Below are 12892 nucleotides of genomic sequence, written 5' to 3' on the forward strand. Positions count from 1 at the left end.
CTGTGATCACATATCTAATACTGTAAACACAGTGAGATAGCTCTCCAGGGTATAAACCCTGACAATCCGCCATTTATTAAATGTCGGACCAGGAAAACAAGGTATGAGTCTTGATTTCCTTCGGCGTCATCCCCTTTCAAAACCTTTCATGGAAGCTCATACTTCTCCAGGTTTTTACTCTTGAATTCCGCACCTCTATCAGCACTTTTAAGTTGTCTAGTTAAAAATTCCTTTTAATCATAGCATAGAGATTTATCAGTAGCAAGATTATTCTTGTAATTTTCTAACGATTCCCTCGGCTACCCCTTTTGGCATACCAGCTTCCATGATTTCCTCGACTGTTGCCTCTTTGATTTTCTTCAATGATCCAAAATGCCTTAATAATTGCTTCCTTCGTTTTTCCCCGACTCCTGAAATATCATCAAGCTGGGAGTGAACCGCATTTTTCCCGCGTAGCTGGCGATGAAAAGTAATCGCGAACCGATGCACTTCATCCTGAATTCTTTGCAATAGGTAAAATTCCTGGCTCCGTGAATCAAGAGGTACGATTTCAAGAGGATTTCCGATCATCAATTGCGATGTCCTATGCTTTTCATCCTTAATGAGGCCTGAAAGCGGAATATCAAGGCCCAATTCATTTTCCAAAATATCCCGAACAGCTTCGACATGTCCCTTTCCGCCATCAATGATGATCAAGTCCGGAAGCGGCAGCCCTTCTTTCAATACTCGTGAATACCTTCTTCTGACAACTTCACGCATCGATTCATAATCATCAGGTCCCTGGACCGTCTTGATCTTATATTTTCGGTACTCTCTTTTTTCCGGCTTCCCATCAATGAACACGACTAAAGCGGAAACAGGGTCACTTCCCTGGATATTGGAGTTATCGAAAGCTTCAATTCGATGCGGGGTGTAGATACCCAGTTGGTTACCGAGGTTTTCCACCGCATTGATCGTTCTTTCTTCATCCCTTTCAATCAAAGAGAATTTTTCCTGAAGGGCGATGGAGGCATTTTTATTCGCCAATTTAAGCATGTCTTTTTTCGCTCCCCTTTTGGGATGAATCGTTTTGACCCCAAGCAGCCCTTCGGCCATTTCGGCATCCACTGATTCAGGCAGCAAGATTTCCTTTGGTTTAAAATGGTTCGTAATCTCGTAAAACTGACCTAGGAATGTGAGAAGTTCCTGTTCGGGTTCATCGTAGACCGGAAAAAGTGAAACATCCCTTTCTATTAATTTACCTTGCCGGACAAAAAATACCTGAACGCACATCCAGCCTTTATCATAGGCAAAGCCAAATACATCCCTGTCTATGAAATCGGTCGTCATCATTTTTTGCTTCTCCATCGTAATGTCAATGTGGGCAATCTTGTCACGGAACTCCTTGGCCCTCTCGAAATCGAGCTCTTCTGATGCCAATAGCATTTTTTCAGTCAGTTCTTTTTTTATTTCAGTATGCCCGCCGTTCAAGAACCGGTTGATATCATCCACCATTTTTTTATATTCCTGTTCCTCTACTTCATATACACACGGGGCCAGGCACTGGCCAAGATGATAGTAGAGACAAACGCGATCCGGTAAAGTATTGCATTTTCTTAGGGGATAGATGCGGTCGAGCAATTTTTTCGTTTCGTTAGCAGCAAATGCATTCGGATAAGGACCGAAATATTTCCCTTTGTCTTTTTTTACTTTTCGCGTAATGATTAGACGTGGGTGGCGTTCCGCAGTCAGCTTGATGAAAGGATACGTCTTATCATCCTTTAGCATGACATTATATTTTGGGTCATATTTTTTGATTAAGTTCAACTCTAAAATAAGAGCCTCGATATTGGAAGAGGTGACGATGTATTCGAAATCCTCAATCTCATTCACGAGCCGAAATGTTTTTCCATCATGAGATCCCGTAAAATAAGAACGGACACGATTTTTCAACACCTTCGCTTTGCCGACATATATGATCGTTCCCTGACGATCTTTCATTAAATAACAACCAGGTTGATCGGGAAGAAGGGCAAGTTTATTCTTTATTTGTTGATTCATGCTTTCAGCCTCCTGTTCTCCCATTTTTACAATCATTATATATCAAGATAGCGAAAAAAGCTTCAAGTCCGCAGACTTGAAGCTTTTTTTAGCTAACTTATTATTACGCGTGTTTTGCGATAAGTTCAGCAAGTGCTTCTTTAGGTTGGAAACCAACAACCTTATCAACCACTTCACCGTCTTTAAGGACGATTAATGTCGGGATGCTCATTACACCGAATTTTCCTGCTGTTTCTTGGTTTTCATCTACATCCACTTTTACGATCTTTGCTGTATCGCCAATTTCAGTATCAAGCTCTTGAAGAACAGGAGCGATCATTTTACAAGGTCCGCACCATGGAGCCCAAAAATCTACAAGAACAACACCTTCGCTAGTATCTGTTGTGAAAGTTTGGTCTGTTGCATTTACAATAGCCATATATATTTCCTCCTCAAATTTACTCAAATAACTAAAGACAGTATACCATTGTTGCTCGAATCGATGCTAATATTTTGCTTCAGTGGTAGGATGTCCAAAATAAGAATAAATATGCAGGCCGAAGTCCTTGCCTCTTAGCCCAAATAAAGGGGCAAGACATGTATCGGCTTATGCCAAATGTCTTGCCCCCTTATCTGTATTATCTCTATTAAGCGTTAACTTTTAGTTTTTTGAATTCTTCCGTAAGTAATGGAACGACTTCGAAAAGGTCTCCGACAATTCCATAATCAGCCACATTGAATATGTTAGCTTCCGGGTCTTTATTGATGGCAACGATAACCTTGGAGTTCGACATCCCCGCTAAATGCTGGATCGCACCGGAAATTCCGCAGGCGATATAAAGATCAGGTGTTACGACTTTACCCGTTTGCCCGATTTGCAAAGAGTAATCGCAATAGTCCGCATCACATGCTCCGCGGGAAGCTCCTACCGCTCCGCCAAGAACTTGTGCAAGTTCCTTTAATGGTTCAAAACCATCTTCACTTTTCACGCCCCGTCCACCTGCGATGATTACTTTCGCTTCTGAAAGGTCGACCCCTTCGCTAGCTTTTCTAACAACATCTTTAATGATTGTGCGTAAATCCTTAATGTCCACACTTAATGTAGAAACATCACCAGAGCGGGACTCATCTTTCGCTAATGGTTCGATATTGTTCGGACGGATTGTCGCGAATATCACGCCATCCGTAACAATTTTCTTTTCAAATGCTTTACCAGAATATATCGGGCGGGTGAAAACGATATTTCCGCCTTCATCTTCAATGGATGTAACGTCCGAGATCAAACCTGATTCAAGCTTTCCAGCCAATTTAGGTGCAAGGTCTTTTCCTAGGGCCGTATGTCCAAAGAAAATCCCTTCTGGCTTTTCCTGCTCGATGACGGCAAGCAAGCTTTGCGCATATCCATCTGAAGTATATTGTTTCAATTGATCATTCTCTATTGCCACAACCCGGTCCGCGCCATACTGGATCAATTCATTCCCGAAATTTTGAACACTGTCACCAACTAAAACACCTACGATTTCCCCGCCATCTGCAGCAAGTTTAGCCGCACCGATAGCTTCAAATGATACATTTCTTAGTGAACCGTCACGAACTTCGCCCAATACAAGAAACTTTCTAGCCATTTATAAAAACCTCCTGTGCTCTATTTTTCATTTTTGTCGTGTGTGTTGTTTTGAAAAGTACCGTTTAAGATTAAATCACTTTTGCTTCACTGCGTAATAATTGAACAAGTTTGCTAACTTGATCACTGATTTCTCCATCCAATACTTTTCCAGCTTCTTTTTTAGCAGGAAGGTAAATTTCAATCGTTTTTGTTTTTGCCTCAACATCTTCTTCTTCCAAATCCAGGTCATCCAATTCCAATTGTTCAAGCGGTTTTTTCTTCGCTTTCATGATTCCTGGCAATGAAGGATAACGCGGCTCATTTAGCCCTTGTTGAGCTGTCACCAACAATGGAAGGGATGCTTCGATCGTTTCAGAGTCCCCTTCGACATCACGGATAACGCTTACATTTCCATTTGCGATGTCCAGTTTTGTAATGGTTGTTATATAAGGAATTTCTAAAATTTCGGCAACGCGTGGTCCCACTTGACCAGAACCGCCATCGATTGCAACGTTTCCTGCAATGATTAAATCGGCATTTTTACCTTTTAAGTATTCACCTATAATTTTGGCAGTCGTGAATTGGTCGCCATTTTCTATGTCGTCTTCTATATTTATCAATACGGCTTTGTCAGCACCCATTGCCAGCGCTGTACGTAATTGCTTTTCAGACTCTTCTGTTCCGACAGAAATAACCGTTACTTCGCCGCCTTGTGCATCACGTACCTGGATTGCTTCTTCAACTGCATACTCATCGTATGGATTAATGATGAATTCTGCTCCATCCTCATTAATTTTCCCGTTGGATAGTGTAATTTTTTCTTCTGTATCAAATGTCCTTTTCAGCAGTACATAAATGTTCACGATAATACCTCCCGAATGATTTGAGTTTTGAAGATTATGAATTTTATTGATATATAGTATTGTTCTACAGATTTCATCAAAATCCTGCATGATATATAAAAATAGTTATTTATACCAAAATCTCATTTCCCTTTGAATACAGCTTCCCTTTTTTCAATGAAAGCGCTGATTCCTTCTTGTGCATCAGCGGTATCGAAAGCTTGGCCAAAGAGGGCGGCTTCCCTTTCCACACCTTGATGATAGGAATCATGCTTAGAATAATTTAATAACTCAATGGCCGACTTTAAAGCCAGTGGGCTTTTCTTGGCAATTTTATGAGCTAGTTCCTTAGCTTTTGGAATCAGTTCTTCATCCGTGAAGGCATGATTCGCCAATCCGCATTGTACAGCTTGGATACCTGAAATCGGTTCACTTGTAAACAGCATTTCAGCTGCCTTTGCCATGCCTACATAACGAGGAAGACGTTGGGTCCCGGCAAATCCAGGGATTAAGCCCAACTGCAGCTCAGGCAAACCAAGTTTAGCCCTTTCCGTGACCAATCGGATGTGACAGGCCATGGCCAGCTCCAATCCTCCGCCAAGCGCTGCTCCATGGATGGCTGCAATGACCGGTTTTGGAAAAGATTCGATTTTCTCAAATACAGATTGACCGTTCTTGGTCAGCTTCTCGAAAGCTTTCCCGTTCTCCACTTCCGTAAACTCTTTAATGTCTGCTCCTGCAGAGAAGAATCTTCCTTCACCATGAAGAAGGACAACCCGTACCGCTTCGTCTTTCCCAATTTGATCGAAGGCCTGTGAAAGCTCCCCGATGATAGCCGAAGAAAGCGCATTTGCAGGTGCATGATCAATCGTTATAAAAGCCACATGATTTTCGACAGAAAGCTTAAGATATTCCATATCAATCCCTCCAGGCATGCTAGTCAAACTTTTTTGAAAATTCAATATGTATCACTTCCCGATAAAGGGGAAGCAGGAATAATGATTCTTTCGAGGATGGCTAGCCATCCTCTATTTAAATCGTTAACTTTTCAGGCCACAGCCGCCAATTAGCAGGCGGTGAACGTCTGGTGCAAGGTCAGGAAGAGAGTACTTTTGCTCATTCATGACCCAAGTCGTCACTGTTTCGTCAATCGTTCCAAAAATCATCTGCCTGGCAAGTAAATTGTTTAAATCAGGCAGGAATTCGCCGTTCTCTTTTCCTTCAATAATGATCTGATCGATTAAATTTAAATACCCTCTTAACACATCATTAATTCTAAGGCGCAATTCTTTATTCGACTGTCTTAATTCCAACTGAGTGACAATTGCTAAATTCACGTCTTCTGAAAGGTTTTTAAAATGTTTTTGGATGAGCACATGCAGTTTATCCGAAGCAGTGGTCTTTCCTTTTATTTCTTCTTCGATCTGTTCCACAAAAGAGCCCATCTTTTCATGGAATAATGATATTAATATATCTTCTTTATTTTTAAAATATAGATATATGGTGCCATCCGCTACGCCTGCCTGCTTGGCGATTTTGGATACTTGGGCTTGATAGTAACCGTTTTGGGCAATGACGATAACGGCCGCTTCAATAATTTGATTATACTTTGGTCTGTTGCTTTTCACTGGATGTCCCCTTTCAGAAATATGAATGAATCATCATTCATATTTCTATCATAAAATGACGACCCTTTACTGTCAAGCAAAAACTTCTAGGGGTCCTGACATTCACTTCAGTTCATTGTACAGCCCCCATCCATAGGTTGTCCAGCTGTTCTGCAAAACACGGAGCTTTCTTCCGCTGCTCCGTTAAAAGGGGTGCTTGTTTAAGCTTCTTTTCTTTCCTCGGATATTTTTTTCTTTTCTTCCTCGATAAGGACTCTTCTCAGGATTTTTCCTATCGTCGTTTTAGGAAGTTCATCCCTGAATTCATAGCTGCGCGGCACCTTATAGGAAGCCAGGTTCTTTCTGGCAAATTCATTCAATTCCTCTTCAGTGGCCCTGGCATTTTTTTTCAGTACGACATAGGCCTTAACGGTCTCACCGCGATAGGGGTCAGGGATACCTGCCACAACCACTTCCTGTATGGCCTCATGCTCGTATAGCACTTCCTCCACCTCTCGTGGATATATATTGAAACCGCCTGCAATGATTGTATCCTTTTTCCTCTCGACCACAAAAAAGAACCCCTGCTCATCCATGTAACCCAGATCTCCTGTAAGCAGCCAGCCATTTTTAAAGGTGTTTTCCGTTTCATCCGGACGGTTCCAATATCCTTGCATTACCTGTGGTCCTTTAATGGCAATTTCGCCTATTTCATTCGGAGGAAGCTCTTCAAAGGTTTCCAGGGACAGAATCACCGAGTCAGTATCTGGCCATGGCAGCCCAATGCTTCCTTTTACACGCGGCTGATCCCAGATGAAATTAGCATGGGTCACCGGAGAGGTTTCAGAAAGTCCATAGCCTTCAACAAGCTTCCCGCCGGTAATTTTCTCAAACTGCTCTTGAACCTCTATGGGCAATGATGCAGAACCGCTTATACAGGCATTGATGGAAGAAAGGTCATATTTAGCGATATCCGGATGGTTCAAGAGGCCGATATACATCGTTGGCGCTCCTGGAAACATGGTCGGTTTCTGTTTTTGGATGGTTTTAAGCGTCGCTTCAACATCGAACTTTGGCATGATGATCATGGTGTTCCCTTCCATGACGGAAAGAACCAAGACTGTAGTCATACCGTACACATGGAAGAAAGGCAGAATCGCAAGGATCCTTTCCTCACCGCGCTTATTTTTATAAAGCCATGCATTGCACATTTTCGTATTTGCCAGCAAGTTCTTATGGGTAAGCATGACCCCTTTGGGAAAGCCTGTTGTCCCACCAGTATATTGCAAAAGGGCAAGGTCATTATCCACATCGATCGGCACAGTGATTTCTTCAGTCATCTTACGTTTCATGATTTCGGAAAATAAATGATGATTCCCTTCATGCTCCACATTGATGACAATGCCGTATTGCTTTTTTTGAATAAAAGGATAGATAAGATTTTTTGGAAAAGGTAAATATTCCTTGATAGCGGTTACAATTATATGTTCTATATCCGTTCTTGATGCCACTGCAGTAACACGGGGAAATAAAATATCCATCGCCAAAATTATTTTCGCTCCGGAATCTTTCATTTGATATTCCAATTCACGTTCAGTATAGGTTGGATTCGTTTGAACCACGACTCCGCCGGCCATCAATATCCCAAAAAAGCCTATGACACCCTGTGGGCAGTTAGGAAGCATGACGGCAACGCGTTCACCTTTTTGAAGACCGATACTTTTTAAATAGGCAGCAAACTTTAAAGCAGATTCATGCACTTCCCGGAAAGTTAATTCTTTTCCCTGGAAATGAATCGATACTTTATCGGGGAATTCTTCGGCTGATTCCTTTAAAAAAGAATAAAGAGGTTTATCTTCGTAAGACAAAACAGCGGGTATCTGTTCCGGATAAATAGCTTGCCATGGCTTATTGCTCATTTGCCCCCTCCTTCTGAATATTCTCAATACTCTTTTCATTATAATACAATCGGGATTTTCTTACAATTGCCGAATTTCAGAGTATAAAGACCCTATGATGAGAATTGACCATTAGTATTTTACATGCCGCCCCCCACTCTTTTTAATGGAACTCAAAATAAAAGAAGCGGCACAATGGCCGCTTCAGTTGAAGAATGTCATATAAATGATTCCAAACAGAAAAAAGATTCCGCAACAAACAATTAGGACTTTTGCAAGTTTCTCCACAGCTTACTCCCTCTCATGAAGGGCATTAAGAAATCCCTGCGCCGATGACAAAAGATAATGCGATTGATATGATCATCGATAGGAATCCAACTGCCCGATTATCTTTTTGTATCTCTTCATCTATTTTAAATCCAGGAGTCATAAATTCAAAAATGAAATAACCGATCAATAGCAGGACAAATCCGTATACGCCCCAGCCAATCATGGTAATAAGCGAATTCTGATGGAGAATGGACTGTTGGAATACATAGGCGATCCCAAATATTTTACCACCTGTTGCCAACGCGACAGAAAGGTTTCCTTGTTTGATTTCTTCCCAGTTCTTGTACTTTGTGACAAGTTCAAAAATGGCTAAAAAAACAATCATGCACAGAATAACGACACTGTAACGAGCAGCTATATATACATATTCATTTTCCCACATGTTCACCATGGTCCAACTCCCGAATGGTAACTAGCCACCCGGCTTGGCTGAATGGCCGGAGTGACCGCTTTCCTTTATTTAAATTCCACCACCGTAACACCTGTTCCGCCTTCACCGGCTTCGCCGAAGCGAATCCTTTTGACAGAGCGGTGATTTTTCAAGTATTCCTGGACCCCGGACCGAAGAGCACCCGTTCCTTTACCATGAATGATGGAAACACTCGAATAACCGGCCAAAAGAGCATCATCAATGTACTTTTCCACTCTTGATATTGCATTTTCAAAGCGTTCTCCCCGGAGGTCAAGTTCGACGCTAACGTGATAATCGCGGCCTTTGATCGTGGTGAGGGGCTTTGTTTCTTTAACTTTTGTGGCCTTGATGAATTCCAGGTCAGACTCCTTCACCTTCATTTTCATGATGCCGATTTGAACCTGCCATTCATTATTTGAGACCTTCTCGATCAAGTGACCTTTTTGACCGAAGCTTACTACCTTTACTTCATCTCCAGGCTTCAAGCTTTTATCCAGCGGCCTTGCAGCTTTATTTGATGTTTTTTTCACTTTTGGCGCAGCTTCTTCAAGCCGCTTTTTGGCATCGATCAGTTCATGCTCTTTAACATCGGCATGCTTTTCAAGTCGCAGTTTACGTAAGTCGGCAATAATCGCTTCCGCTTCCTTTTGTGCATTTTCAACGATTGCCGCTGCCTCTTTTGCTGCCTTTTCAACCATCGCATCCCGTTCTTCATGGTATTCACCAATTTGCCTTTGAAGGTCTTTATGAAGAATTTCCGCCTGTTCCAGGTGATTCTTGGCTTCCTGTTCTTCTTCTTCGGCCTTTTTGCGGCTGTCTTCAAGGGACGCTATCATATTCTCAACTTTATTCGTATCCTCACCAATATGGCTGCGGGCGCTGCTTATCACGCTTTCTTCCAAACCAAGGCGTTTGGAAATTTCAAACGCATTACTCCTACCTGGTACACCGATCAAAAGTTTATAGGTGGGACTCAAGGTTTCCACATTAAATTCGACGCTTGCATTAATGACGCCTTCCCGATCATATCCATACGCCTTTAATTCCGGATAATGTGTCGTTGCAATCACACGTGCTCCGCGCTTATACACTTCATCCAAAATGGAAATGGCCAAAGCGGCACCTTCCTGTGGGTCAGTTCCCGCTCCAAGCTCATCGAATAAAACTAGGCTGTCATAATCGACATGCTTAAGGATATCGACAATATTGACCATATGCGAAGAGAATGTACTTAAGCTTTGTTCAATCGACTGTTCATCGCCAATATCGGCATAAACAGAGGAAAACACAGCCGTTTCGGAACCATCCAGCGCAGGGATTTGCAGACCGGACTGGGCCATTAACGTACAGAGGCCAATCGTTTTCAGGGTAACCGTCTTACCACCTGTATTCGGACCGGTAATGACGATTGTAGTAAATTCATCACCAAGAAAAATATCATTGGCCACGACAACATCACTCGGAATGAGCGGGTGTTTCGCTTTGAATAATTTCACGCGTCCCTCATTATTCAGAATCGGCTTGGACCCTTTTATCGCTTTTGCATACTTTGCCTTGGCGACAAGGAAATCGATTTGTGCAAGCACTTTGACATTATGAAGCAATTCAGGAGTGTACGCACCGACTTTTTCCGATAGTTCGACCAATATCCGTTCTATTTCCTGCGTTTCCTTCACTCGGGTTTCCTGCAGGGCATTATTCAGCTGAACGATTGCTTGCGGTTCAATGAACAGCGTCTGCCCTGATGAGGATTGATCATGGATGATCCCGCCATACACACTCCGGTATTCCTGTTTTACCGGGATGACGAATCGGTCATTCCGGATGGTGATGATGGCATCGGATAACATTGTTGATGCATTGGAAGAACGGATCATGCTTTCTAGTTTTTCCCTGACGCGGCTTTCGTTCGTCCGAATTTGGTTTCTTAAGGTACGAAGCTTGTCGCTGGCAGAATCCATCACTTCGCCATGTTCGCTTACTGCATATGTAATTTCCTGCTGCAAATCTATCAATGGATGAAGGGAATCGATATATTCGGCCAAAAGCGGAACATCAATTTCCTGCTCTGCAAGTTCTTCAAAGAAACGGCTGAGAATCCTGCCGGCACGAATCGTACTCGCGAGTTCCATCAATTCCATCGGTGAGAGCATTCCGCCAATCTGTGCCCTTTTTGCATGCGGACGGATATCAAAAATCCCGCCCAATGGCAAGTTACCTTTCAATCGGACGATTTTGGCTGACTCATCTGTTTCTTCCTGCCATCTCGACACCTCTTCAAAATCCGTGGAAGGCATCAATTGCTCTGCCTTCTCTTTTCCTATGGATGAGGATGCGTGTGAAATTAATTGATCTTTTATTTTATGAAATTCCAATGTCTTTAAAGCTTTATTATGCATGGAGTTAAAGCTCCTCCTTATTTATGGGCAAATAGTTAATCATTTCTCTTTAAAAACGCCAATAATCCATCCGTATCCCTTGCATTAAGAACCGTTGATTCTTTAATCCAGCCTTTTTTGGCTGATGAGACCCCAACAGGCATATGTTCAAGCATGTCGATGCTGTGGGCATCCGTATTGATCACGATGGGAACGCCTGCTTCCTGTGCCTTGCGCAGATGGGGAGGTGCCAAATCCAATCGGTTCGGGTTCGCATTCAATTCCAAGGCAGTATTCGTTTCACGGGCCAGTTCAATCAGCATCTCTATATCAACATCATATCCGGCTCGTCTGCCGATGATCCTTCCCGTTGGATGGGCAATGATATCTACATGCGGATTATTTAGAGCCGTTTTTAAGCGCTCCATGATCGTTTCCCGAGGCTGTGAAAAGCTTGAGTGAATCGATGCGATCACCAAATCCATCTCTGCAAGCAGCTCATCGTCATAATCAAGGGTCCCATCAGGAAGTATATCCATTTCAATCCCTGAAAGAACGGTAAAGTCAGCGTATTTTTCATTTAGTTCATGGATGATACGTTTTTGTTCACGTAAACGTTCCACGGTCAAGCCATTCGCCACTTTCAGATATTGCGAATGATCGGTGATGGCCATATACCGATACCCTTTTGCACGGCATGCTTCAATCATTTCCTCAATCGTATGTGCCCCATCACTCCAAGTGGTATGCATATGCAGGTCACCTTTGATGGCCTCTAAAGATATGAGAGGTTCATTAGCATCATAATGCTCCACTTCCGTTCCGTCTTCACGCAGTTCTGGCGGAATGAAGGGAAGACCAAAATGATTATAAAATTGTTCTTCCGTTTCAAACGTCAATACATCACCGGTTTCAGCCACTTCCACCCCATATTCGCTGATTTTCTCGCCGCGATCTTTAGCAAGCTGGCGCATCCGCACATTGTGATCCTTCGAACCTGTAAAATGATGGAGTGTCGTGATGAATTCCTGATCCTTCACGATTCGGAAATCGACAGAAATATCATATTCATAATCAAGCACGACCGATACTTTTGTATCACCGGCCGCAATCACCTGCTTTATCCCCGTTAATGCAAGCAGTTGATCCTTAACTTCTTCGGGATGATCTGTCGAGATGATGAAATCGAGGTCCTTGATGGTTTCCCTCATACGCCGGATGCTGCCGGCCCTGGAAGAACGGATGATGTATTCCATGTTAGCAAGGGCCGTTTCAATATCATCCGCAATCGGCCTCATGAAGGCAAGAGGCAGCCGATCGGGCCTTGAACCCGCCTCGGCAATTGCAGACAGGATCTTCTCTTCCGTTTTTTTGCCGAAACCGGCAAGCGCCGCGACCCTGCCTTCTTCACAGGCGATTTTAAGATCATTCACATCATTGACATGCAGCTCTTTATGAAGCTTGGCAATTTTCTTCCCGCCCAGACCTTGAAGCTGCAGAAGCGGAATCAATCCTTTTGGCACCTGCTCCTGCAGCTCTTCAAGTACGGTCGATTTCCCCTCATTTATATACTCTTCGATGACGGAGGCCGTTCCTTTCCCGATTCCATTTAAAGCGGTAAAGTCATCGATGGCCGAAAGGCTCCGTTCATCCGTTTCCAAGGCGCCAGCTGCCTTTCGGAAAGCTGAAACCTTGAACGGGTTCTCTCCTTTTAGTTCCATATATATTGCAATTTTTTCTAATAGTTTAATGATATCTTTTTTATTAATTGTCATTTAATTCACCGCCGAAAAAATTAGT

At 42.9% G+C, this 12892-nt stretch carries 10 protein-coding genes and 1 riboswitch; all 10 genes read right to left on the reverse strand.

All coding sequences use genetic code 11. From position 1 onward, the window contains the following. Positions 1–29 precede the first annotated feature (29 nt). A riboswitch (Lysine riboswitch) is annotated at positions 30–206 on the reverse strand. Between the two features lie 61 nt (positions 207–267). The 10 genes from uvrC to polX all read right to left on the reverse strand — a co-directional run bounded on the left by uvrC (position 268) and on the right by polX (position 12867). Then, complete coding sequence (gene uvrC / locus J7J00_RS11785; RefSeq protein ID WP_214790849.1) at positions 268–2040, reverse strand: excinuclease ABC subunit UvrC; 1773 nt, start codon at positions 2038–2040, stop codon at positions 268–270. Positions 2041–2143: 103 nt separating this feature from the next. Beyond that, the gene (gene trxA / locus J7J00_RS11790) at positions 2144–2464 is read right to left on the reverse strand and encodes a thioredoxin (protein WP_328113193.1); all 321 of its coding nucleotides are present in this window, start codon (positions 2462–2464) and stop codon (positions 2144–2146) included. Positions 2465–2666: 202 nt separating this feature from the next. After that, positions 2667–3644 carry an electron transfer flavoprotein subunit alpha/FixB family protein gene (locus tag J7J00_RS11795; protein WP_214790851.1) on the reverse strand — a complete coding sequence of 326 codons (978 nt, stop codon included), beginning with the start codon at positions 3642–3644 and terminating at the stop codon, positions 2667–2669. A 70-nt stretch (positions 3645–3714) separates the two neighbouring features. Further along, positions 3715–4488: an electron transfer flavoprotein subunit beta/FixA family protein gene (locus tag J7J00_RS11800; protein WP_214790853.1), complete on the reverse strand. Its 774-nt coding sequence runs from the start codon at positions 4486–4488 to the stop codon at positions 3715–3717. 122 nt (positions 4489–4610) lie between these two features. Continuing rightward, positions 4611–5384: an enoyl-CoA hydratase gene (locus J7J00_RS11805; RefSeq protein ID WP_214790855.1), complete on the reverse strand. Its 774-nt coding sequence runs from the start codon at positions 5382–5384 to the stop codon at positions 4611–4613. A 123-nt stretch (positions 5385–5507) separates the two neighbouring features. Beyond that, the gene (locus J7J00_RS11810) at positions 5508–6095 is read right to left on the reverse strand and encodes a fatty acid metabolism transcriptional regulator FadR (protein ID WP_141994379.1); all 588 of its coding nucleotides are present in this window, start codon (positions 6093–6095) and stop codon (positions 5508–5510) included. A gap of 200 nt (positions 6096–6295) precedes the next feature. Then, positions 6296–7993 (reverse strand): AMP-binding protein, encoded by a 1698-nt coding sequence (locus J7J00_RS11815; protein ID WP_214790857.1) that lies wholly within the window; start codon positions 7991–7993, stop codon positions 6296–6298. Between the two features lie 292 nt (positions 7994–8285). Then, the gene (locus J7J00_RS11820; RefSeq protein ID WP_098370024.1) at positions 8286–8693 is read right to left on the reverse strand and encodes a DUF350 domain-containing protein; all 408 of its coding nucleotides are present in this window, start codon (positions 8691–8693) and stop codon (positions 8286–8288) included. 65 nt (positions 8694–8758) lie between these two features. Beyond that, positions 8759–11113, reverse strand: coding sequence for an endonuclease MutS2 (locus tag J7J00_RS11825; protein ID WP_214790859.1), 2355 nt, complete (start codon positions 11111–11113; stop codon positions 8759–8761). A 35-nt stretch (positions 11114–11148) separates the two neighbouring features. Next, positions 11149–12867, reverse strand: coding sequence for a DNA polymerase/3'-5' exonuclease PolX (gene polX, locus J7J00_RS11830; protein WP_214790861.1), 1719 nt, complete (start codon positions 12865–12867; stop codon positions 11149–11151). Positions 12868–12892: the final 25 nt, after the last annotated feature.

The sequence above is a fragment of the Bacillus sp. ISL-4 genome, assembly GCF_018613275.1.
In the GTDB taxonomy this organism is placed as follows: Bacteria; Bacillota; Bacilli; order Bacillales; family DSM-1321; genus Peribacillus; species Peribacillus simplex_E.